The 21975-nt window shown below is 61.2% G+C and carries 21 protein-coding genes and 2 pseudogenes; 16 read left to right on the top strand and 7 right to left on the bottom strand.

Annotated elements, in window-relative coordinates:
- Window positions 1-363: 363 nt before the first annotated feature.
- Window positions 364-1182, top strand: coding sequence for a hypothetical protein (locus P6U24_RS23090; RefSeq protein WP_407154796.1), 819 nt, complete (start codon window positions 364-366; stop codon window positions 1180-1182).
- 117 nt (window positions 1183-1299) lie between these two features.
- Here the strand turns inward: P6U24_RS23090 and P6U24_RS23085 are convergent, their stop codons facing one another.
- From P6U24_RS23085 to P6U24_RS23055, 7 genes and pseudogenes are all read right to left on the bottom strand, one after another.
- On the bottom strand, window positions 1300-1677 hold the full coding sequence (locus P6U24_RS23085) for a VOC family protein (RefSeq protein WP_407154795.1): 378 nt from the start codon (window positions 1675-1677) through the stop codon (window positions 1300-1302).
- Between the two features lie 172 nt (window positions 1678-1849).
- Complete coding sequence (locus tag P6U24_RS23080; protein WP_407154794.1) at window positions 1850-3283, bottom strand: IS1182 family transposase; 1434 nt, start codon at window positions 3281-3283, stop codon at window positions 1850-1852.
- A gap of 494 nt (window positions 3284-3777) precedes the next feature.
- Entirely contained in the window at window positions 3778-4044 is a 267-nt protein-coding gene (locus P6U24_RS23075; RefSeq protein WP_407154793.1) for a hypothetical protein, read from the bottom strand.
- A 298-nt stretch (window positions 4045-4342) separates the two neighbouring features.
- Window positions 4343-4735, bottom strand: a pseudogene (locus P6U24_RS23070) (transposase); the annotation flags it as partial.
- 124 nt (window positions 4736-4859) lie between these two features.
- Complete coding sequence (mobF, locus tag P6U24_RS23065; protein ID WP_407154792.1) at window positions 4860-5990, bottom strand: MobF family relaxase; 1131 nt, start codon at window positions 5988-5990, stop codon at window positions 4860-4862.
- 3 nt (window positions 5991-5993) lie between these two features.
- The gene (locus P6U24_RS23060) at window positions 5994-7808 is read right to left on the bottom strand and encodes a type IV secretion system DNA-binding domain-containing protein (protein WP_407154791.1); all 1815 of its coding nucleotides are present in this window, start codon (window positions 7806-7808) and stop codon (window positions 5994-5996) included.
- Entirely contained in the window at window positions 7805-8092 is a 288-nt protein-coding gene (locus P6U24_RS23055) for a hypothetical protein (RefSeq protein ID WP_407154790.1), read from the bottom strand. Before P6U24_RS23055 ends, P6U24_RS23060 begins: the two co-directional genes overlap by 4 nt.
- Before the next feature lie 1282 nt (window positions 8093-9374).
- Between P6U24_RS23055 and P6U24_RS23050 the strand changes: the two genes are divergently transcribed.
- The 15 genes and pseudogenes from P6U24_RS23050 to P6U24_RS22980 all read left to right on the top strand — a co-directional run bounded on the left by P6U24_RS23050 (window position 9375) and on the right by P6U24_RS22980 (window position 21953).
- A complete protein-coding gene (locus P6U24_RS23050; RefSeq protein WP_407154789.1) occupies window positions 9375-9587 on the top strand; it encodes a hypothetical protein in 213 nt (70 codons plus the stop codon).
- 106 nt (window positions 9588-9693) lie between these two features.
- Entirely contained in the window at window positions 9694-10197 is a 504-nt protein-coding gene (locus P6U24_RS23045) for a hypothetical protein (protein WP_407154788.1), read from the top strand.
- 613 nt (window positions 10198-10810) lie between these two features.
- Window positions 10811-11731, top strand: coding sequence for a P-type conjugative transfer ATPase TrbB (trbB, locus tag P6U24_RS23040; protein ID WP_407154787.1), 921 nt, complete (start codon window positions 10811-10813; stop codon window positions 11729-11731).
- Window positions 11728-12054, top strand: coding sequence for a TrbC/VirB2 family protein (locus P6U24_RS23035; protein WP_407154786.1), 327 nt, complete (start codon window positions 11728-11730; stop codon window positions 12052-12054). The genes trbB and P6U24_RS23035 overlap by 4 nt, the downstream gene beginning before the upstream one ends.
- Entirely contained in the window at window positions 12054-12317 is a 264-nt protein-coding gene (locus tag P6U24_RS23030; protein WP_407154785.1) for a VirB3 family type IV secretion system protein, read from the top strand. The genes P6U24_RS23035 and P6U24_RS23030 overlap by 1 nt, the downstream gene beginning before the upstream one ends.
- Before the next feature lie 6 nt (window positions 12318-12323).
- Window positions 12324-14777, top strand: coding sequence for a conjugal transfer protein TrbE (gene trbE / locus P6U24_RS23025; protein WP_407154784.1), 2454 nt, complete (start codon window positions 12324-12326; stop codon window positions 14775-14777).
- Entirely contained in the window at window positions 14774-15511 is a 738-nt protein-coding gene (gene trbJ / locus P6U24_RS23020) for a P-type conjugative transfer protein TrbJ (RefSeq protein WP_407154783.1), read from the top strand. The genes trbE and trbJ overlap by 4 nt, the downstream gene beginning before the upstream one ends.
- Entirely contained in the window at window positions 15508-15885 is a 378-nt protein-coding gene (gene trbK-alt, locus P6U24_RS23015) for a putative entry exclusion protein TrbK-alt (protein WP_407154782.1), read from the top strand. The genes trbJ and trbK-alt overlap by 4 nt, the downstream gene beginning before the upstream one ends.
- A gap of 3 nt (window positions 15886-15888) precedes the next feature.
- Window positions 15889-17124: a P-type conjugative transfer protein TrbL gene (gene trbL / locus P6U24_RS23010; RefSeq protein WP_407154781.1), complete on the top strand. Its 1236-nt coding sequence runs from the start codon at window positions 15889-15891 to the stop codon at window positions 17122-17124.
- A gap of 49 nt (window positions 17125-17173) precedes the next feature.
- Window positions 17174-17852 (top strand): annotated as a pseudogene (trbF, locus tag P6U24_RS23005) (conjugal transfer protein TrbF).
- 2 nt (window positions 17853-17854) lie between these two features.
- A complete protein-coding gene (gene trbG / locus P6U24_RS23000) occupies window positions 17855-18829 on the top strand; it encodes a P-type conjugative transfer protein TrbG (RefSeq protein ID WP_407154780.1) in 975 nt (324 codons plus the stop codon).
- The gene (locus tag P6U24_RS22995) at window positions 18826-20031 is read left to right on the top strand and encodes a TrbI/VirB10 family protein (protein WP_407154779.1); all 1206 of its coding nucleotides are present in this window, start codon (window positions 18826-18828) and stop codon (window positions 20029-20031) included. Before trbG ends, P6U24_RS22995 begins: the two co-directional genes overlap by 4 nt.
- A 4-nt stretch (window positions 20032-20035) precedes the next feature.
- Window positions 20036-20278 carry a DUF2274 domain-containing protein gene (locus P6U24_RS22990; RefSeq protein WP_407154778.1) on the top strand — a complete coding sequence of 81 codons (243 nt, stop codon included), beginning with the start codon at window positions 20036-20038 and terminating at the stop codon, window positions 20276-20278.
- 104 nt (window positions 20279-20382) lie between these two features.
- Entirely contained in the window at window positions 20383-21492 is a 1110-nt protein-coding gene (locus P6U24_RS22985) for an aconitase X (protein WP_407154777.1), read from the top strand.
- Window positions 21489-21953: an aconitase X swivel domain-containing protein gene (locus P6U24_RS22980; protein WP_407154776.1), complete on the top strand. Its 465-nt coding sequence runs from the start codon at window positions 21489-21491 to the stop codon at window positions 21951-21953. The genes P6U24_RS22985 and P6U24_RS22980 overlap by 4 nt, the downstream gene beginning before the upstream one ends.
- Window positions 21954-21975: the final 22 nt, after the last annotated feature.

Below are 21975 nucleotides of genomic sequence, written 5' to 3'. Positions count from 1 at the left end.
TAGCCAGCTTCCGGATGATCCCAAGAGCGGACATCCTCGGCGCGCGGAGGGTCCGGAACGGGCCAACAGCGAACGTTGTCATCGACATCGTCAGCTGCCCGGCGAGGGTCAGGTCATTGTAGGATAGCCGAAATGCGATGAGCGACCGGGTACGGCGAGGTCACGGCATCACCCGTGTGCATTTCCAAAAAGGGATACCTCGATGAGCGAATTTCGGGCTGCGTTGCCAAATTGTGATCTCGACGGAATCCGGCGCATTCCTAAGAGCGATCTCCACAATCATTCTTTCTCGGGGGTAATCGCGCCCTCGTTTCTAAATGGGCGGGCAAAGACATCGCCCCGCTCGACCGCCGATTGATCTCCATGTCTGAGATGCACGAATGGGTGCAGGCCCGGTTCGGTGCGCTGTTTGAGGGCGCAGATGGACGGCTGAAGGCATTTGAGGCGACACTCGTCCAGGCCAAGCTCGACGGGGTCACGCGTCTGGAGACTGGAGAAACTCCGTGGGCCATCACCCTGCACAACGGCTCGGCGTTGGCCCTGACGGATGCGCTGAGAGGTGTGCACAACCGCGTGGCGCCCGACGTCGAATGGATACCCCAGCTCGATCTCGCGAGAGAGGTGTCTGCCGATGTTCAAGCTCGCCGACTAGCGCCGTTTCTCGAGCTGGGATTCTGGCGTTCAATTGATATATCCGGCGACGAACTTGCCCAACCGACATCAGTCTTCAAACCGCTATTTCGAGCGGCCAAACAAGCAGGTCTCAGATTGAAAGCTCATGTTGGCGAATGGGGCGACGCCGAGTCGGTTCAGCGCGCCGTTGAGGAGCTGGAGCTCGACGAGGTGCAACACGGTATCGCAGCAGCTCAATCACCATCGGTGATGAGGTTTTTGGCGGACAATAGAGTTCAGCTCAACATCTGCCCGACTTCCAATGTGCTCCTCGGACGGGTCTCATCCCTCTTGGGGCATCCGATCCGCAAATTCTACGATGCCGGGATCAAGGTTACGATCAACACCGACGACGTATTGGTGTTCGGCCAAAGCGTCTCCGATGAGTTCCTCAATCTATATAGGGTGGGTCTTTTCAGCACGGCAGAACTCGATCAGATCAGGCAGAATGGCTTGACACCATCGGCGTGTCAGCGGACATCGAAATCATCAGAAGTGCCAAGGTCATAGTCGGCTATGGGGCACAAGCGGCCCTTACACTCCTCAAATATGATTTCCGGTGTGGCCCGGTAAGCGGACGTCCTCAGCCCCCGGCTGGGCGGTCCGGAGCGAGCCAATCCGGACGAATTATTGAGCTCCGGCGCGGAGACGGGTTGGCCAACCGACGCGGACCAAGGTTTCATCTGGATCAGATATGGCGAATTCGTACATCCCCCACGGCTTGTCTTCGGGTGATTGCTGAAATTCGCGCGCCGCAGCGTCAACACTCTCAAGGTAAAGATAAAGCCCAAAAGGGTTTCTGCCCCGTGTTAGCCATCCCTCGACCGCGTCCGTCAGATGTAGATATCCGCCCTTCGAGTTCGACAGCATGCGATAGGTGTCGGGTTCTCCCGGAGCGGGCCGTTGGCTTTCCGGCCGCGCGAACCCTAATCGATTGTAGAACCGCTCCGACGCATCAAGGTCATTACATGGCAGGATCGCGATCAAAGATCCGGAAGGACTCATTCGTGCACCCCGAGTTAATGCAACAATTCTCGTCTACTCTTCTCAAGGTCCGAAATTTGTCACCTTCAAGGTGGGAGTTCGAATTGGGGCTGCCAGATGACCGCTCCGGGTCTTGGGCGTGTAAAAACGGCCTTATGGGTGTCCGTCCTGACCACGAGCACGCGGGCGTTTCTCAGGCTACGATCGCCGCGATCAGCGGCTTGATCCCCATGATGTTCATGACCCGCGTCAGATTGTAGGCCAGGACAGAGAGCGCCATTTCGGCGGCTACTTTCGGAAGCGTTTTGGTTAGGAAGTGCGTCGCCCCCATGCGGGCCTTCATCGTGCCGAACGGATGCTCGACTGTCTCTCGGCGCAGGCGCATGGCTTGTGGATTCGCATCGAGGCGCTGCTGCACAGCTTCGAGCAGATGCTCATGCTCCCATCGCGGAATCCGCCGCTCTGGCCCCGTCGTGCACTGGGATTTGAGTGAACAATTCTGGCAGGCAGTGGTCCAATAGCGCCTAATCCGCTTACCGTCTTCTTCGCCCGTAAAGCGATATGGCAGTTGCTCTCCAGCTGGACAGCGATAGGCGTCCGCCTCTGGTAGATAGACAAAGTCCTGCTTGCCGAAGCGGCCATCTGATTTGGCTCCCGACGTCTGCGGCTTGGGCAGAGTTACCATGATGCCGGCCTCGTGGCAGGCGAGGATCTCGGGGCTGTTGAAGTAACCGCGATCGGCAACGGCGGTGAGCGCATCGGCCTTTAGAACAGCCTTCGCCTGCTTGGCCATGCTGGCAAGTTGCGCCCGATCCGAGCCGCTGTTCGTCACCTCGTGCGCCACAATCAGATGATGCTCGGTATCGACGGCGACCTGCACGTTGTAGCCGACAACGCCGGAGCCACGGCCGCTCGTCGCCATCGAGCGGCTGTCAGGATCGGTCAGCGAGATTTGCTGGTCGGGCGAAGCAAGCATTCGTGTCTCGTAGACAGCGAGCTTGCCCATTTCCTCCTTCAGCTTTGTCAGCTTCTCGCTAAGTCTCGTCACCTTCGTCGCCAGCGCCTCCGTCGGCTCCTGCCGGTCCGCCGTATCAAGTTGGCTTAGATAACGCGCGACACTCTCCTCCAGCTGATCACGGCGTCGTTGCACCTTCGCCCGCGTGAAGTTCTTGTCCCGGTTGTTCACGGCCTTGAACTTGCTGCCATCAATGGCAACACTCGCCGTTGCGAGAAGACCCATCTCACGACAGAGTTCGACAAAGCGCGCACAGACCCTGCGAAGCGCCAGGCCATTGTCCTTGCGGAAATCCGCGATCGTCTTGTGATCAGGAGCGAGTCGACCCAGCAGCCACATGACCTCAACATTACGTCCGGCTTCCCGTTCGAGCCGACGGCTCGACTGCACTCGGTTCAGGTAGCCGTAAATGTACAGCTTCAGGAGAACCGAGGGGTGATACGAGGGCCGTCCCGTTGCCGCTGCCCCGTCGAACCCAATCTCGGCCAGATCGAGTGCGTCGACAAACACGTCGATCACGCGAACGGGGTTACTCTCGTCAATGAAATCATCGAGGCATTCGGGCAATAGCATCCATTGCCCACGATCCGCCTCTTCAACGAAGCGCTTCATCGACTCCCCCAAGAATCACAGGAGAATCTTAACAGAAGCACAGCGTTTTCACACAGCCAGGGTCAAAAGCGGCGCTTCGCTTCCATGAATGCTTGCTTCCAGTTGAACGCGAGCAGCCGACATCGGCCGGGCCAACCGAACGGTCCGAGATGGGCCAACAGGTGAGATAGGAGGATGACGAGCAGCGCAGTGCCGAAGATCGCAACACCAAGGCAGATACGTGCATTGGATTGAAATGAGGCTGATCGATCATGGCACGTCTCTGGCGGCAGCGCGATTGGTCTCTCAGAGGGGACCTTTCGGCTCCCTAACCGCAAATCGAAATCGTGTCCCCGCGCTCAATCGCAGTCCTGCCCCACCTTTGCTGGGACGGTGCTTGCTGGGCCTCACCGGCCGTCATTTTCTTCGAATGTTCAGTGGGCGCGGGACGGGTCTGCTCGACAGTGCCTGCCGTTCGATCCGGTGCTTGCGAGGAGGGTGCGGGCTCGATCTTCTTATTGCTCGGCAGCGGTAGGCTCGTTCTGCATCTGGCGCTGCGCGTCTTGCGACGACGTTGCGATATTCTCCGAGGCTTTGTTCATCGAAGATGTCGGCGGATGCTGCTTGGAATAGCTTGCTGCGGAACCGGTGGTTTGTCCAGTATAGCCCGGTACGTTCCCTGATCCCGCATCGCGGCTCGCCATATTGCAGGGACCAGCATACACGGAGCTGGCGCTGAAGGCTAACGCCGCGCCGAAGATCATAAGCCTGTTAGCAATCATAGTCGTTCTCCTTTGAATTAGAACGCTAAACGAATTGAACAAGACTTCTGGTCCGGTGTTTCGGAGCAAGGCAACAGCGCGTTTGGCGTCGCAGACCTGATGTCCGCAGCGGGTCCAAATGCGAACTCAACCTGAGGAATTCCGGTTCGCTAACCTCGCCGGAGCGGACCTTTGAGCCGCGAGTCGCCACGGGGCCGGAAGGCGACATTGCTGGTCGAGCGTGATAATGAAGGGGCGTTACTCGGTGCTCAAATAGCCTTTGCGCAATTCTACGATGTTCTCCCGGTTCGCATCTCTCCTCAGGTGGCCGGCGGGACCGATAGCGGACCATCGTCCGATTTGCCCCGACAATCGAACAGGCCCGCCGTTCCGAAAGGCCCAGCTGGGCCTGCAGGTGCGCCGCCGCGGCGCGCTTGGCGGCAGGCCCTACCATCTTTGAGAGCAGCTCCCGCAGCGCGGCTACATCGAGCATCTGTTCGGCCAGCAGCTTCTTCAGTTTGGCGTTCTCGTCCTCAAGCGGCTTGAGCCGCTTGGCTTCGGACACGTCCATGCCGCCGAACTTGGCCTTCCGCTTGTAGAATGTCGCGTCCGAGATCCGATGCTTGCGGGCCAGATCAGCCGTCTTCGCGCCGGCCTCATGCTCCTTCAGCACCGCAATGATCTGCTCTTCCGTAAACCGCTTCCGCTTCATCTGTCCGTCCTTCGTCAGGGCGGACTCTAAATCGTTCTGGAGGAAATTCGTAGGGGCAGGGCAGTGGCGCGATCTTCGCGACTACCCTGAACGGCAGTAGGAGTGGTCTATGCCAGCTCCTCGATCAGTCTCGCTCGTACTCCCGGTAGCGAAGCTTGACCGTGACGCCAGACATTCCAGTCCGCTGATCCATGCCGCGGAGGACACGGCCGAGCCGGGAGCCGAGTTGGGCCGCGCTCCGGTGTTCGCTTGCTGTGGCTGCTGCAGAGCCTGTCGGCGCTGATGCCTGCGGGACCAGGGAGTGCGCTTGACCAAGCCCAACCGATACCGCCGCGTGAGAACGTCGGCTGGAGATCATGCGCATGTGATCGCGGCTTCGGCTCAGCTCGAATCCCAGCGCCTTGGCCTCGGCTTGCCAATGGTTGATGAGCTCGCCGAGCTTTGCATCTCGCTTCGGGCGGCGCGTGCGCAAAGTTGCAAGCTCCATTTCCTTTGGTGTGCTGTAGCCGTGGACCTGTGCTGCCTTCTCGATAGCTTGGCGCCGCTTGGAGAAGGCGCGCTCAACATGGCGAGGAATGGCCGCAACCCGGAGCGTATTCTTCTGCCGCTCGAGCCGAATGCCGTGTCCTTCCAGCTCCGCGGCAAGGTTTTGGCGGTAGGTCGCGCCCGCCCGCTTCTGAGCCTTGTAGAGCTCGCGGCTCACGATCGCGCCCCAACTCCCGTCACGCCGTGGGGCGAGGTTGAAGATGAAACTGTGAGTGTGCAGCTGCGGATCGCACTCGCGGCTGGTGTGGTGATCGAACTGCGCCATCAGTAGCCCCGCGGTTTGCTCCCGCGCAGCTCCCGCACGGCCACGCCTGGCCCAGCCGACGGTTGCTTCCAAATAAGCGGTCGCCGCCAGCACCGCCGATCGATGCGCCTGCGCGATCATCGGACGCTCAGTAGCCTCGGAGAGTGCCCAGAGCACCGAGACCGATTTGGGTGCGCTGAAGGTCATATCCCAGCCGGCCGAGTGCTCGCGGCCACGCCCGCCGAGTTGTGCCAGCCGCTCACCGGTTTTCGGATCGATCCCGCCCAACGCAGCATCGAAATCTGCCCGGGTGACCGGCCCCTCAAGGCTCAGCCGCGCGGCCCCTTTCCCGGCCCAGCGGCCGGGCGGCTCCCCCTCAGGGCTATAGTAATCGTCGCGCTGCAGATGGCCATAGTAGCGCGAGGCTGAGGCGGCATTGCCGCGGGCTGAGATCGAGGCCACCATTGCTCACCCCCGCCGCTTGAGGATTTGCGCCGCCGTGTCCTTCGTGAGGCGGGCAGGTGGTGGCGATGGATTTGGCTTGGCTTTTCCAACCGCGGTTTCGGAAAGCCTCTTCTTCCCGCAGAGAGGGCGGGTCCAATCGGCCGGCACGACCGGCTCCCGCAGGTTCGGCATGCTGAGATAGGGCAGCTCCAGTTCGTAGACGTCTTCGCCAAGGCCAATGAGGAGGACCCGAACGTCGTCCTTAGTGGGCCCGAGACGGGAGCCAAGCTCGGACGCAGTGATGACGCGGCGCATCTCGCGTTGAATGCTTTCGGTGATGCTGGTCTTGCTGCCGGCGTGGGTGGAGCTCTTCACGCGTCGTTCGACCTCCTGCTCGCCGATCAGCCGGCTGATATCCTCGGCCGCTTCGCTGGCGTTGATGCGCGTAATGATCTTGGTGCCGGTCATGCCGAACCAGGACTTGGCCTGGTCCTGACCATAGACGGAGCGGATCTGGGCCGTGTCCTGCGCCCCGATCACGACGGCCAAACCCTTTGATCGCCCGAGCTCGAGGAAAGTTGGAAACAGCTTGATCGGCGGCAGCTGCGGAAATTCGTCGAGGAACAGCCAGACCCGCCGCTCGCGGCTTTCGGTCAGAGTCGGGCTTCCGACAGCCGAGGCGAGCAGGCCCAGCATGCTGCCGATCCAGATCCGCGACAGCTCGGGATAGCCGGGGTCATGCTGCAGGATCAGCGGGCGATAGCGCGTCGGATGATGCAGCCAGTTGCGGATCGAGAAGCGCCGCGCCGATGAATCAGACCAGGCCTCCGCCAGGACCGAGACGATCCGCATGTGGGTCTGGAAGGTGGTCAGGATGCTGAGCGTGGTCTTGCTCTCGGGCTGGTCGAGCAGCCGCAACGCATTCGGATTGTGCTTCCTCGCGAAGGCCGCAAGCTTGTCCACATCGGCGGTCACCGTCCGCTCCAGATCGCCCCAGCTCCAGTCCTTGCCCTTGGTCGCCTGCAGATGGACCAGGCAGGCCACGAAGATCTCCTGCGCCGCCTGCGACCACATCGGATCGGAGCTTGGCGGAATGAAGCGGGCGGCGAGCTCACGGGCGTCCTGCTTGATGCTGCAGTCGGCGGCCACATCCCAGACCAGCGATCTCCTGTCATGGGGCGCGACGAGGAGGGGGGCTCCATCCGCGGCAAGCCCACCCATCATGTCGCCCTTCGTGTCGAGCACCAGGAGGCCATCGCCGCGGGCGAGTGCTTCATTGATCAGGCGCAGCATGGTCTGGGTCTTGCCGCCGCCGACGCTGCCTACGATCAGGAAATGCCGTGCCTCCCGCTCGCGCCCAAGCGGGACCGACGGTAACAACGCAACGCCCTTGCCATGGACATGGCACTCTGCGGCCGCGGCCCGGGCGAACGCCCTCAGGCCTTGGTGGCCTGCCTGTAGCCGTGCGCCGCGAAGGATCTGGAGCGAAACGGAATCCGGTCGAAGAGCGAGCGCAAAGCAGAACAGCGCAAGCAATCCCACGAGACTGGCGCCGATCACGCTCCAGAACCGAAACTCAAAGCCAGTCAGCGACTGATATTGCGACAGCCGGTCCCGGCATGATTGCCAGTGTGCATCGCCGTAGTGATCACCTAACCAGGCCAGCCCGCGCGCTTTGATACAGGTTTTGATTTCTGCCGGCTTGAACGGAACGCTCCTGCCGTCGGTCATCGTGGCGCTTGGTGGCCAGACCTCGAAGCCGAGATAGGAAGCCCCGGCCATGGCCGCAAAGCAGGCCACAGCCGCCAGGAAGCTGATGATTCGCAATTGCCGGGTCATGCGGCCCTCCCGGAACTCTCGTCCGTAAGGGCCTTCAACAGCGCCTCGAACATCGCAAGCAGGTCGCGCGCCGCCTTGTCGATGGACTGCATCTGTGTGTGCGTCTCCTGGCCTTGCTGTTCGAGGGCAACGAGCCGCCTCTCGATCCCCATCAACCGATCCGCCAGAGCCTTGCTGTCGCCGCCAGCAAGCCCTGTACGGATCAGGTCCCGGGCCACGCCGGTGATGCTTGCGGAAAGCGTGTACGCACGCGCGTGAAGCTGCTCGATCTCGCCACTGGTCAAGCGGATCGAAACTGGTCTTGTCCTGCCACTCATCAAAAGCCCCAACAGAATTGCCGAGGAGATCGATCACTAGATCAAAAGGAACATCTCGCTCAGGATGCAGCCGCTCTTGCCGCTCGGCGCTTGGGCATCGTTCGGACGAATCGCCGGACGCACTGACCGTCAGATAACGCGACCCGCGACCAGCTGACTCGGATATCCCCCTGGGCCGGATGTCGATCGAGCAATGTGGTCCTTTTGTATACTTGCACTGCTGATCGTAGAATCGGCGGGCAAATAGAAAGCACGGCCGAAATCGGATGGTGTTCACAGAAGTATGCAGCAAGAATCTCGAAAGCCGCCGCGGCCGGCGTCTAGCGAGGCCTTATTCATAAGCTCGCCGCGAGCGGCGTTGGTCAAAACGCAATCGGCCGTATCCTTGTTCAAGCACGCAGATCGCCAGTCCAGGAGGGATCATCCGCTTACGCAAGTGGCTGCTGATCGCCTGCATAGCGGAACCCGATTTCGTCGAGCGCCGCGCATGAAAGCGAGTGCACACTCAAAATCCTGACCGACGGACGCGCAGCGTCGGGACAGGGCGCTACATGCTGGTTCGGCTAACGGCAACGATGAGAGGGTCGGGTAGCGCGCTTTACTTGTCGCCCTCCCGCAGATTGCGGTCCTTGAGCCGCAGTTTCGACCAGCATCCGATGAAGGCTGAATGAGAAGTGGCCGCCATTCCCAAGCACGACGATCTTCGTCATCGGCAAAATGGCCAGCGTTTCGGCTCACCGTTGATCGTTCTGAAGGAAGGAGGGACCCAACAGCGTGATGCTAAGTCCACCAGCAACCGCAGTCTGAATAGCTATCAAGGAGGGCATAGCGGACTAATGCTCCGAGGTGAGATGCTGACTCCAATTGGCCGTTTGCGGAATTGCCCAACAGCTGCCGAGATCGATTGGACAGCGCTAGAGCGTGCGTTTCCGAGTCGTTAATTGTTGGTAAATTACTGGAAAAATTTGGCGCGCCGCTGATTTTGCGACTCAGGCTATGTCTAAGGCCGTTCACGAGAGGCCAAGTCGAATGTCAGCCCCTGATGTCCGTTCTGCCGAACGAGGCTTCGTTGCATATGTCGTCATTGCCGGCGCGACGCTCGCGAGCATGACAGCCCTGCTTGTCTCGGCACTGCCCAGTTTGTTTCAGAGCTGCGACTGAAGGATGCAGGAGGCGAGGCGATCCTTTGCTTGTCTTATCCGTAGACTTCAGTCTGAACGCTAACGCACCAAACCCACGCAACGTCCCCTTGTTTGAGATCTGGTCCGATATGCAAAAGTCATCCCGAGATCTGCCGACAACTGGCTATGCCATCCTTGTGGATGGCTGTGTGAAGACTGAATTCGCCACGAAAGACGGCGTTGAGAGCGGAGCACGAGATTTAAAGCGGCGCTTTCCAATGCTGAAGATAACGATCTACGACGCTCAGGCAAAGGCCGATCAAGAGCCGGGCGCTTTCTGACGCATCGGTCCGGATGTGACGCGGCTCATATCGTGTGCGGCGCACGAATTTTTGCGGTTTGATCTGACCAGTCCACACCGACATATCATCGATAGCAGAGCATGTGATGTTTCGAAGGCCCAATACCAAATCCCGCGCAAGTGATATCGGCCTGGTACCGCAATGGTACGAGTCCGATGGCGAAGCCAGCAAAAAGATTCAAGCCGGTATCGCCAGGCTGAAACGTGTGCCGCGGGAACAACTCGCGGAGGCGGTGTTCCTGCTCTCGATGGCTGCAAAACGGCATCGTGAAGGGATACAGCAGTCGATCAAGGAAAGCGCGGGAGCCGAATTCGATCTTGGTTCTATGCCAAGCGGAGACCTTGCCAATTATCTTGCCGAGCACGCGGTCTCGGCATTGCGCTCTCATGAGGCGAATGCGCCGACGCTTTTGGATCTCTTGTTTGAACGCTCTCCCGAGGCGCGCTTCGCTGTCGACCAGAGAGATGCGGTTGCAATGCTGGCCGCGATTGTCCGGGAACAGCGGATCGAGGGCATTTTGGAAGGTCTCAGGCTCTCTGGGTTACTGAATGAGCCCTCGAAAGGTCGGCATGCCATGTTTGGTTCCTAATGCTCTGAAGAATAACAGAATTATACTGTCTGCAGTTTTGGTGTAGTCCTCCTCTTCGCAGGAAGCTGGTCCGGAAGGTGTTGTCGCCTTCGCCGTTGACCACGAATACACCGTGAGGGTGGGTGGTTCTGTTGAAGTCTCCCGTTGGTTTTTCCGGTTACGTCCTTCGTGGACGGTCGGGAGTTCAAGAGCCTGGCAGATCGAGGCAGGTGCACAACCGAGAGCCGGCCGAGCGCCCCTGCGGCAGACGGCTGTATACTCGCGCGCCCACGCAGCGGGATTATTCACGACGACAAAGTGGCATGTTCGTAGAATCTTCTAATCAACATGTGCGGAGAACAATGCCACCGCTGCCAAGCCACCCGAGCGCGCGATTGTCCCGTAAGCTCGTTCTCGGCTCTCGGGTGATGCATTGGCACGCACCTCTCGCAGGTGCTCGGCGAACTTTTCTTTTTCTACGCTAGTCTGCGAACTCCCCCTGCTGTTTGTTGCGCGAATCCAGCCCGTGGATTTGTGATCATCCGCATCCGAGGGCGTTGGAGCCCTCATCTTCTGCGGGGCATTGGTGACAGCCGTTTCGTTTCATTCGGAGAGCGCTTTGCGAGGGGCGCGCATGCTCCGTACCGCGATGGGGCCTGCCATTGCAAGCTTCTTGGAAGATCCGTCTGTCGTCGAAGTGCTGCTCAATCCGGACGGCCGGCTATGGATTGATCGGCTGTCGAATGGCTTGGTGGACACCGGCGAAGCCCTAGCCGCGTCGGACGGCGAGCGGATCATCCGGCTGGTCGCTCACCATGTCAGCGCCGAGGTCCATCCCGGTGCGCCGCGCGTTTCAGCCGAACTACCAGAGACCGGCGAACGCTTCGAGGGTCTGCTGCCGCCGGTTGTTGCTGCGCCGGCGTTCGCAATCCGCAAGCCGGCCGTCGCCGTGTTCACTCTGGAGGATTACGTCACTGCGGGAATCATGGCGCCGGACCAGGCCAGCGCATTGCGCAAAGCGGTGACCATACGCAAGAACATCCTGGTCGCAGGCGGTACTTCAACCGGCAAGACCACGCTGACGAACGCACTGCTTGCGGAAGTCGCCAAGACCACCGATCGCGTCGTTCTCATCGAAGACACGCGCGAGCTTCAGTGCAAGGCGCGCAACCTCGTCGCGCTGCGTACCAAGGACGGTGTGGTGTCGCTTTCCGATCTTGTCCGCTCCTCGCTCCGCCTGCGGCCCGATCGCATCCCGATCGGTGAGGTTCGCGGCCCTGAAGCGCTAGACCTGCTCAAGGCCTGGGGCACAGGTCACGCCGGTGGCATCGGGACCATCCACGCCGGCACCGCGCTTGGCGCCCTGCGCCGGCTTGAGCAGCTCATCCAGGAGGCTGTGATAACGGTCCCTCGTGCGCTGATCGCCGAGACCATCAATGTGATCGCCGTGCTTGCCGGCCGCGGTGCCGAGCGCCGGCTCACCGAGCTCGCCTTTGTGCAGGGACTTGGAGCTTCCGCCGATTACAGCCTTTCAGCATTGGGAGATCAGTCATGAGCGCGCCACTGTCTCTCGGAAGAGGCATTGCTGCGAGTGCAGTACTCGCGGCTTCGTGCCTGAGCAGTATTCCGGCCTTTGCAGCCGGCTCCAACATGCCGTGGGAACAGCCGCTCAACCAGATCCTGCAATCGGTCGAAGGCCCGGTCGCCAAGATCGTCGCGGTCATCATCATCATCGTCACCGGGCTGTCGCTCGCATTCGGCGAAACGTCAGGTGGCTTCCGGCGGCTGATTCAGATCGTGTTCGGTCTGTCCATCGCCTTTGCCGCCTCGAGCTTCTTCCTCTCGTTCTTCTCGTTCGGCGGTGGAGTGATGATCTGATGGATGAACCCGTTCCAGGTTTTGTTGCGCCGGTGCATCGCTCCCTCGCAGAGCCGATCCTGATGGGTGGTGCACCGCGCTCCGTCGCCATCATCAACGGCACATTAGCCGCAGCGCTTGGCCTCGGGCTGCGGCTTTGGCTGGCCGGCCTTCTGCTCTGGTTCATCGGTCACACGGTCGCCGTCTGGGCTGCCAAGCGCGATCCCGATTTCGTCGCGGTCGTACGCCGGCACATTCGCTTTCCCGCTCACCTGAGTAGGTGAATTGCCATGATGAATCTCGCCGAATACCGCCAGTCGAATACCTGTCTTGCCGATTTCCTGCCCTGGGCTGCGCTCGTCGATGAGGGGATCGTCCTCAACAAGGATGGCTCGTTTCAGCGGACTGCTAGGTTTCGGGGACCGGATCTCGACAGCGCGGTGCCTGCTGAGCTCGTTGCCGTCGCCGGTCGTCTGAACAATGCCCTGCGCCGCCTCGGTTCGGGGTGGGCGGTTTTCGTTGAAGCGCAGCGCCACTCCGCGGGCGCTTATCCTCCGGACACGTTTCCGGATATCGCATCCGCGCTGGTCGATGCCGAGCGCAGGGCGCAGTTCGAGGACGCCGGCGCGCACTATGAATCGAGCTATTATTTGACCTTCCTTTATCTGACTCCGGAGGAGACCGCCGCCATGGCGGAGCGGCTCTTGTACGAGGGCAGCCATCGCACAATTGGCGCGGATGCGCGCGAGGTGCTCAGCGGCTTTATCGATCGCACAAATCGCGTCCTGCAGCTCACTGAAGGCTTCATGCCGGAATGCAGCTGGCTGGATGATGAGGCAACGCTGACCTACCTGCACTCCACCATTTCGACCAGGCGGCATCGCGTCAGGGTGCCCGAGATCCCGATGTATCTCGACGCACTGCTGGCTGATCAGCCGCTGACCGGCGGGTTGGAGCCGATGCTGGGCGATGCGCATCTGCGGGTCCTGACGATAGTGGGTTTTCCGACAGCGACCACGCCCGGAATTCTTGACGACCTCAATCGCCTCGCCTTCCCGTATCGCTGGTCGACCCGGGCGATCATGCTCGACAAGACGGACGCCACAAGGCTCCTGACCAAGATCCGCCGCCAGTGGTTCGCGAAGCGCAAGTCCATTGCCGCCATCCTGAAGGAGGTCATGACAAACGAGACCGCGAACCTTGTGGACACCGATGCTCACAACAAGGCGATCGATGCGGATGCAGCGCTCCAGGAGCTGGGCTCGGATCAGATCGGCCAGGCCTTTGTCACGGCGACAGTCTCGGTCTGGGACAGGGATCCGCGCGCCGCCGACGAAAAGTTGCGGCTGGTCGAGAAGGTGATCCAGGGCCGAGATTTCACCTGCATGATCGAGACGGTCAACGCCATCGAGGCTTGGCTCGGGAGCCTGCCCGGACACGGCTATGCCAATGTTCGCCAGCCGCCGCTCTCGACACTGAACCTCGCCCACATGATCCCGCTTTCAGCGGTGTGGGCCGGAGAGGCAAGGGACTATCATCTCAAGGCGCCGCCACTGTTCTTTGCCAGGACGGAAGGATCGACCCCGTTCCGGTTTTCTCTGCATATCGGGGACGTCGGACACACGCTGATCGTCGGGCCGACCGGCGCCGGCAAATCGGTGCTCCTGGCGCTAATGGCGCTACAATTCCGCCGCTATCCCAAGGCGCAGATCTTTGCCTTCGATTTCGGCGGATCGATCCGTGCTGCTGCAATGGCCATGGCCGGCGACTGGCATGATCTCGGCGGTGCGGTCTCTGGCGAAGCCGCCGAGTTCATCGCCCTACAGCCGCTCGCGCGCATTGATGGGGTTGCGGAGCGGGGGTGGGCAGCCGAATGGATCGCATCGATCTTGGCGCGCGAGCGGATCGAAGTCACGCCCGAGACCAAGGACCACGTCTGGTCGGCGCTGACCTCGCTGGCATCAGCCCCTCCCGGGGAGCGGACCCTCACCGGCCTCTCGGTTCTCCTGCAATCCAATGTCCTGAAACGAGCGCTCCAGCCTTATTGCCTGGGTGGTCCATATGATCGGCTGCTGGACGGAGAACAAGAGAGGCTGGGGGAGTCCTCGATCCAGGTGTTCGAAACCGATGGATTGATCGGGACTTCTGTCGCGCCGGCTGTTCTCTCCTACCTGTTTCATCGGATCGAGGATCGTTTTGACGGTCGACCAACACTGCTTGTCATTGATGAGGGCTGGCTTGCGCTCGACGACGCCGATTTTGCCGGCAAGCTCCGCGAGTGGCTGAAGACGCTGCGCAAGAAGAACGCGTCCGTCGTCTTCGCCACCCAATCGCTGGCTGATATCGATGGCTCCGTCATCGCCCCGGCCATTATCGAGAGCTGTCCGACCCGAATTCTGCTGCCCAACGACCGCGCGATCGAGCCGCAGATCACGGCGATTTACCGCCGCTTTGGGCTGAACGATCGGCAGATCGAGATCCTCGCCCATGCAGCGCCCAAGCGAGACTACTACTGCCATTCGCGCCGCGGCAATCGGCTGTTCGAACTGGGCCTCGGTGAGGTCGCGCTTGCCTTTACGGCCGCTTCCTCAAAAGCTGACCAGGCTCTGATCGAGCGGGTATTGGCCGAAGGTGGCCGCGAGACGTTTGTGACCGGATGGCTCAAGGCCCGCGGCATTGGCTGGGCCTGTGATCTCATTCCGCAGCTCGCCAGGGAAATCGCCAAGCAAGGAGGCAGTTCATGAGTCGTCTGCTTCCCCACATGGCAGCGAGTTTGATTGCCATCGCCATCCTCCAAGCGCCTGGGCCAGCGAGCGCGCAGTCGATCGTCTTCGATCCCAACAACTACGCGCAAAACGTGCTGACGGCGGCCCGCGAGCTGCAGCAGATCAACAACCAGATCACATCGCTGCAAAACCAGGCACAGATGTTGATCAATCAGGCAAAGAATCTGACCAGCCTGCCTTATTCGTCGTTGCTGCAGATCGAGCAATCGAGCCTGCGAACACAGCAGCTGCTCGGGCAGGCGCAGCGCATCGCCTATGACGTGACACAGATCGATCGCGCGTTCTCGATGGCCTATGCGCCGGCGTCGGCCGACACGTCGGATCAGATCCTCGTCACGGGCGCACGAACACGCTGGCAGAACGCGGTTGCTAGCCTGCAGGACGCGATGCGCGTGCAGGCCAGCGTGGTTGGCAGTCTGGATACCCATCGGACCCAGATGTCGGCATTGGTCACGGCAAGCCAGGGTGCGACCGGGGCGCTGCAGGTGACCCAGGCCGGCAACCAGCTGCTCGCGCTTCAGTCGCAGCAGCTTGCCGACCTGACTGCCGCCGTCGCCGCTCAGGGGCGCGCGCAAAACCTGGAAGCCGCGCAACGAGCGGCGGCCCAGGACCAGGGCAGGGAGCAGCTCCGGCGCTTCCTGACGCAAGGCCAAGGCTATCAACCGACAACCGTGCGGATGTTTCATCAATGAGCGACGCCAGGAGATTCAAAGTGCTGTGTCTGTGTGCGACAGCCTGTGTTGCGGCACTTGTGGTCACCAGCTGCGAGATCCGCCTGCGCGGCGATGACCGCCAGGTCGGCTCTCCAACCTCGCTCGCTCAGCACTTTGAACCGATGGCAGCAAAACTCGAGCAATGCCGCACGGTCAAGTACGAGCAGAAAGACGCTCTTCTCGCATGCCAGGAGCTCTGGGCAGAGAAGCGCCGTCGGTTCTTGGAGCAGATGCGGGGGCCTTCGCTCAGTCCGGGAGACGGGACACCAAGCGCCGGTTCACCTCCCGTGCCGCGCAAGGACGAGAGCCGCTTGCCTTCGGACTATGCCGCGATTCCGGCAGAAGGTGAGTAAGCGATGGGCAGTACCTCTGTCATCGACCAGTTCCTGGAGAATTTCACACGCTATATCGATTCCGGGTTTGGACTGCTCGGAGGAGAAGTCGGATATCTCGCCACCACGCTGGCTGCGATCGACATCACGCTAGCAGGGCTGTTCTGGTCCTTTGGGGCTGACGATGACATCATCGCCCGTCTCGTCAAGAAGACGCTGTTTGTCGGCGTCTTTGCCTACCTGATCGGCAATTGGAACAGTCTTGCCCGGATCGTCTTCGAGAGCTTTGCCGGGCTCGGCCTCAAGGCGTCTGGGTCAACCCTGTCATCGGCCGATTTCCTTCGTCCGGGACGTATCGCTCAGGTCGGCCTGGATGCGGGACGCCCAATTCTCGCGTCGATCTCGGATCTCATGGGCTACGTCAGCTTCTTTGAAAATTTTGTCCAGATCGCGGTTCTGCTGTTTGCGTGGACTGTGGTGCTCTTGGCCTTCTTCATTCTTGCCATCCAGCTGTTCGTCACCCTGATCGAGTTCAAGCTGACGACGCTTGCCGGATTTGTGCTGATCCCGTTCGGCTTGTTCGGAAAGACCGCCTTTGCCGCCGAACGCGTGCTCGGCAACGTCATCGCCTCAGGCATCAAGGTTCTGGTCCTTGCCGTGATCGTCGGCATTGGCTCGACACTCTTTTCCCAATTCACCGGCGGCTTTGGCGGTAATCCGCCGACGATCGAGAACGCGATGGCGCTGGTGCTCGGCGCGCTCTCCTTGTTGGGCCTTGGCATCTTCGGACCTGGTATCGCCAATGGGATCGTCTCCGGCGGCCCGCAGCTTGGCGCCGGCTCAGCCGTGGGCACAACCCTGGCAGCCGGTGGGATCGTTGCGGCCGGAGCCGGGCTGGCAGCTGGCGGCGCCGCATTGGTGGGCGGTGCGGCCGCCGGTAGCGCAAGGGGAGTGAGGGCACTCGCGAGCGGCGTATCCAGCGCGTTGAGAGCAGGCGGACTTTCCGGCGCTGTGGATCAGGAAGGCGCTGCTGGGGCGAGTCCCTTGCGCTCGCTCGCCGAACGCATGGGCGTTGGCGATGGCCGCGCCGGTGACGTCGACAACGTCTCCTCCGCATCCGACAACCCGCCCGCATGGGCCCGCCGCATGAAGCGGGCGAACGTGATCAGTCGCGGCGCTTCGGCCGCTACGCAAGCGGTCCGCTCGGGCGATCACGCCGGGGGCGGGGGATCTGTCGATCTGTCGCAAGAGAATCCCTGATGCTCGCCAACTCAGATGTCGTTCTCAGCCACCGCCTTGAGGTCAGACCATGTTTAGACGATCGGCCGTTCATTACGGCCGCACGCCACAGCCGGTCACTCCCTATCAACGCGCAGCTCAGGTCTGGGACGACCGCATTGGCTCGGCGCGCGTGCAGGCCCGGAATTGGCGACTGATGGCCTTTGGTTGTCTCTTCCTGTCCACGGGCTTTGCCGCAGCCCTGGTCTGGCAGTCCGCACAAGGAACCGTAACGCCATGGGTGGTGGAGATTGATCAATTCGGCGAGGCAAGGACGGTCGCTCCCGCAAATTCCGGCTATCAACCTACCGATCCGCAGATCGCTTTTCACCTCGCCCGGTTCATCGAGGACGTGCGAGGCGTGCCAATGGATGCGATCGTTCTGCGCCAGGATTGGCTTCGGGCTTACGACTTCACCACGGACCGCGGCGCCGCAGCGCTCAACGATTACGCCCGCAACAACAATCCATTCGAGAAGCTCGGCAAGACGCAGGTCGCAGTCGAAATCTCAACGGTCATTCGGGCTTCGCCCGAGAGTTTTCGCCTGGCCTGGATCGAACGTCGCTACGAAAACGGCCAGCTCGCCGCGACCGAGCGGTGGAGTGCGATCCTCACAGTTGTTACGCAGATGCCGCGACATTGATCGGCTGCGCAAGAATCCGCTCGGCATCTACGTCAACGCGATCAACTGGTCGAAGGAGCTTTCTTAGCAATGCCGCCGGATTTCATCGTTGCGTGGCAAGGAAATCGGCCAAGCTTGGCGTTGGCTCTTCTGATCTGCGCGTCCGCTCTCGGCGGCTGCGCCGCGTTCAAGCCTCCAGAGATCAGCTATGACACCAAACTTCCGCCGCCACCAGATCTGCCGTCGCCAGGTGATGACGATCGCCGCCCGCAGCATATTCCGCCGGCCTGGGAGCCGGCGCGGGGCGGCAGGAGCGCGGAAGCCAAGGAACCGGTCGAGCGGATCGAAAGCGCAAATGATGCCGCGCGTGTGCAGCCTCGCAAGGCGGGTTATTTCAATGCGATGCAGGTGTTTTCCTATAGTCCGGGCGCGCTCTACCAGATCTATGCCGCGCCGGGCCAGATCACGGACATTGCGCTGGAGATGGGCGAACAGCTGATCGGCTCTGGTCCGGTCGCCGCCGGCGATACGGTGCGCTGGGTCGTCGGCGATACCGAGAGCGGCAGCGGCGATACGCGACGTGTGCATATCATGGTCAAGCCGACACGGCCGGCGATCGAGACCAATCTCGTCATCAACACCGATCGGCGCACTTACCTGATCGAGCTGCGCTCGCGCGAACAGCCCTACATGCCGTCAGTCGCGTGGTTCTATCCCGAGGATCGGGCTGCGCGCGGACGAGGAGTAGCGCCAAGGCCTCTCATTCCGGATCAAGCGCTGCGTCACTATCGCTATGTCATCGATGGGGACACTCCGCCGTGGCGTCCCGTGGGCGCCTATGACGACGGCCGGAAGGTCTACATCGAATTCTCTGCTGGTATCAGTCAAGGCGAGATGCCACCACTGTTCGTGATCGGACCTGATGGCAAGACCGAGCTCGTCAACTACCGCGTTTACGGCAATGTGCTGATCGTCGATCGCCTGTTCGCAGCCGCCGAACTGAGGCTGGGCGGAGAGAACCAGCAGAAGGTACGGATCATCCGGAGCGACGGGAGGTCCATGTGACCGGCACGGAGCGGGCGAATGACGATCGCGAGCATGCTTCGAGCGCCTTCCACCGCGAAAAGACCGCCGAACCGCTCCGGCTGCATCCGAACCGGCTGCAAATCGTGCGGCTCTCGCGGAAAGTGCTTGCGGGCGGCACCGCGCTCGCCCTTGCGATGGTCTGCGGCGCGGTGCTGTGGGCTCTGCAGGACACGTCCAAGCGTCTACCGGTTCAGGAACAGTCGTACTCGACCGACCATCACGAGGTTGCCGATGAACTCGCGAGCCTACCTAAAGATTATGCTGGAATCCCCCGCGACGTCCCGCGCCTCGGGCCGCCTCTGCCGGGCGATCTCGGCCCCACGGTTGCGGCACAGGGCTCATCGCAGCCCACTTCGCTCGCCATCGATGCCGAACAGCAGCGCGCAAATCAGGAAACAGAGGCAGCCCGCACCAGCAAGGTGTTTGCCAATGCGAATGTGCGTCCCTTGGCCGCGGCTGCGACAGCCGCGAGTGAGACAGCCGCAAGCGGGGCGGGGTACTCCGATGAGACATTCGCTCAAAATGGGCAGGACCGAAAAGCAGCCTTCGTCAATGCACCCGCCGATCGGCGGAGAACGAGCCCTGATCGCCTGGCAAGGCCTGCATCGCCATTCGTTGTCCAGGCCGGAACAGTCATTCCCGCGGCCTTGATCACGGGAATTCAGTCTGATCTGCCAGGGCAGATCACAGCGCAAGTGACAGAAAACGTGTACGACACGCCAACCGGCCGAGCCCTGCTGATCCCGCAGGGCGCGCGATTGATCGGAACGTACGACAGCCAGGTCGCATTCGGACAATCCCGCGTGCTGCTCGTCTGGACCCGGCTCATCATGCCGAACGGACGCTCGATCGTGTTGGAGCGCCAGCTTGGGGTGGATGCTGCCGGATATTCCGGACTCGAGGACGAGATTGACAATCATTGGAAAGAGCTTGTCGGAGCAGCTGCGCTCTCGACGCTCCTGTCCATGGGAACTGAGGTGAATTCAGGGGCAGACACGACCAATACCAACGGCGCCATCCTGCAGGCGCTACGTCGTGGAGCGGGCGATTCCCTCAGTCAGACCGGGCAACAGGTGGTTCGACGCAATCTCAATATCCAGCCGACGTTGACCATCCGTCCGGGATTCCCGGTGCGGGTCATGGTCAGTCGTGATCTGATACTCGAGCCCTTCAGGGGATAGGAGGATGGGTAAGCTCAAGCTCGGCGCAATTGCAGACGATAAGCCTGCGAAGCTCACCCTCGAATTGCCAGCCAGTGTCCACCAGGACCTCGTTGCGTATGCGGAGATCCTCGCCCGGGAGACCGGGCAGCCGATCAAGGACCCCGCCAGGCTCATCGCACCGATGTTGGCTCGGTTCATGGCGACTGATCGAGGTTTCTTGAGGGCCCGCCGTGCGCGTCAGCTCGCCAGACGAGGCGATGGGTAGCGCTCCGAGAGTATCTTGAGGAATACCCTCAAGGCCGGATTCCTGTTCTCGGATCGCCAATAGGCCGAATAGTCGAACCGGCTGGGGCCGCTGCCACCCCGTCGGTGCGCGAACTCGCCCGGAAAGGTTTTGATGCGGTCTATTCGGAGCTCAATCTCGACAGTCCCGAAGTCGTCGAGGTGCCGCGCGTTCTGGCCAATACCTGTCAACTCATTACCGGTATCGACAACGAGCAGTGGCGCATCCAGGGCATCCCGGAGGATCTCGCCGAGCAGCAGAAGCAGGGCGAAAGGTTCTTTGGCAGCCGCGGCATCAACATGTTCGCGACCTGCACGCCTTACCAGGTTGGCAACGTGCCGGTAAAAGGCGGACACTGCGCATGGATGGAATCGTCAGCGGTGGTCTACTGCAACGCCGTGCTGGGTGCGCGCACCAATACCGAAGGCAAGGAGAGCACCGGTGCGGCGGCGCTGACTGGACGTATTCCGTACTGGGGCTATCACATTCCCGACTATCGCCGCGGCACTCATCTCGTGGATATCGCAATCGATGTCGATGACATCATGGATTGGGGGCTGCTCGGTTATCATCTTGGCGGGGTCATCGATGACGAGATTCCGGTGCTGACCGGGCGCTGTCGTCAACCCAGTCTGATCAAGCTCAAGCATTTCGGCGCAGCCGCCGCGTCGTCCGGCGGCATCGAAATGTATCATATTCCCGACGTGACGCCGGAAGCGCGGTCGGTCGAGGAAGCCTTCGGTGGCAACCGCGTTCGCGGGACCGTGCGCTATGGTGAAGCCGAACGTGTTGCCTTTGAAAACCTGAACTGTGCCACCGATCGCGACGTCGATTTTGTAATGCTCGGCTGTCCGCATAACTCGATCGATCAGGTCTGGTTGATCGCGTCGCTGCTGGAAGGGCGAAAGATCAGTCCTAACACCCAGCTCTGGGTGCACACCCCGCGCGCGCTGCGTGAGGTCGCCGATCGCAACGGGTACACGAAGATGATCTCCGAGGCTGGTGGTTTCGTCATGAGCGACACCTGCCCGGCGATTTCGCGGCAGATGCCGCAGGGCACCAAGGTGGTCGCAACCGACTCGGCCAAGCAAGCGCATTATCTGCCGGCGATAACCGGCGTGCAGGCATGGTTTGGCTCGGTCAAGGATTGCGTCGAGGCCGCGATTACGGGCCGCTGGAGCGGAGGTCTGCGATGAGCACGGATGCGATCGATGCGGTCGCTCCGCAAACCAAGATCGTGCTGCGCGGGCGCAAGGTGGTCGGCGGCTGCGCGGAGGGTGAGGCGATCGTCACGCGTGATACGATTTCAGGATGGGGCGGCATCAACGAGCGAGAGGGCACCATCATTGAGCGGCGCCACGAACTGCGCGGTCAGAGCTTCAAGGACAAGATCCTGGTCTTTCCCGGCGCCAAGGGCTCCTCGGGCTGGTCGGCCTATTTTCATATGGCACGTCTCAACGGTGCTGCGCCGCGCGCGATGATCTTCAACAAGATGACGACTAAGATCGCGCTCGGCGCAGTCGTCACTCACGCACCTGCCATGACCGAACTGGAGCAGGATCCGCTCACCATCATCGAGACCGGTGACTGGGTGAAGGTCGACGCCGACAATGGCATTGTCGAGATTACCAAACGGACGAAATCGTCTCGCATGTGAGCGGAGGATCGTCGCAATGCCC

The sequence above is a fragment of the Bradyrhizobium sp. STM 3557 genome, from assembly GCF_045571465.1.
In the GTDB taxonomy this organism is placed as follows: domain Bacteria; phylum Pseudomonadota; class Alphaproteobacteria; order Rhizobiales; family Xanthobacteraceae; genus Bradyrhizobium.
The sequence above is the reverse complement of the archived record's forward strand: the minus strand, read 5'-3'. Positions and strand labels throughout refer to the sequence as shown.

Excerpts from the sequence above, each read along its gene's own strand:
- trbG (WP_407154780.1), top strand. The coding sequence starts at position 17,855 with ATGCCGCCGGATTTCATCGTTGCGTGGCAAGGAAATCGGCCAAGCTTG.
- P6U24_RS22980 (WP_407154776.1), top strand. The coding sequence starts at position 21,489 with ATGAGCACGGATGCGATCGATGCGGTCGCTCCGCAAACCAAGATCGTG.
- trbB (WP_407154787.1), top strand. The coding sequence starts at position 10,811 with ATGCTCCGTACCGCGATGGGGCCTGCCATTGCAAGCTTCTTGGAAGAT.
- P6U24_RS23085 (WP_407154795.1), bottom strand. The coding sequence starts at position 1,677 with ATGAGTCCTTCCGGATCTTTGATCGCGATCCTGCCATGTAATGACCTT.
- trbK-alt (WP_407154782.1), top strand. The coding sequence starts at position 15,508 with ATGAGCGACGCCAGGAGATTCAAAGTGCTGTGTCTGTGTGCGACAGCC.
- P6U24_RS23080 (WP_407154794.1), bottom strand. The coding sequence starts at position 3,283 with ATGAAGCGCTTCGTTGAAGAGGCGGATCGTGGGCAATGGATGCTATTG.
- P6U24_RS23035 (WP_407154786.1), top strand. The coding sequence starts at position 11,728 with ATGAGCGCGCCACTGTCTCTCGGAAGAGGCATTGCTGCGAGTGCAGTA.
- trbE (WP_407154784.1), top strand. The coding sequence starts at position 12,324 with ATGATGAATCTCGCCGAATACCGCCAGTCGAATACCTGTCTTGCCGAT.
- P6U24_RS23090 (WP_407154796.1), top strand. The coding sequence starts at position 364 with ATGTCTGAGATGCACGAATGGGTGCAGGCCCGGTTCGGTGCGCTGTTT.
- P6U24_RS23030 (WP_407154785.1), top strand. The coding sequence starts at position 12,054 with ATGGATGAACCCGTTCCAGGTTTTGTTGCGCCGGTGCATCGCTCCCTC.
- mobF (WP_407154792.1), bottom strand. The coding sequence starts at position 5,990 with ATGGTGGCCTCGATCTCAGCCCGCGGCAATGCCGCCTCAGCCTCGCGC.
- P6U24_RS22990 (WP_407154778.1), top strand. The coding sequence starts at position 20,036 with ATGGGTAAGCTCAAGCTCGGCGCAATTGCAGACGATAAGCCTGCGAAG.
- trbL (WP_407154781.1), top strand. The coding sequence starts at position 15,889 with ATGGGCAGTACCTCTGTCATCGACCAGTTCCTGGAGAATTTCACACGC.
- trbJ (WP_407154783.1), top strand. The coding sequence starts at position 14,774 with ATGAGTCGTCTGCTTCCCCACATGGCAGCGAGTTTGATTGCCATCGCC.
- P6U24_RS23045 (WP_407154788.1), top strand. The coding sequence starts at position 9,694 with ATGTTTCGAAGGCCCAATACCAAATCCCGCGCAAGTGATATCGGCCTG.
- P6U24_RS23060 (WP_407154791.1), bottom strand. The coding sequence starts at position 7,808 with ATGACCCGGCAATTGCGAATCATCAGCTTCCTGGCGGCTGTGGCCTGC.
- P6U24_RS23075 (WP_407154793.1), bottom strand. The coding sequence starts at position 4,044 with ATGATTGCTAACAGGCTTATGATCTTCGGCGCGGCGTTAGCCTTCAGC.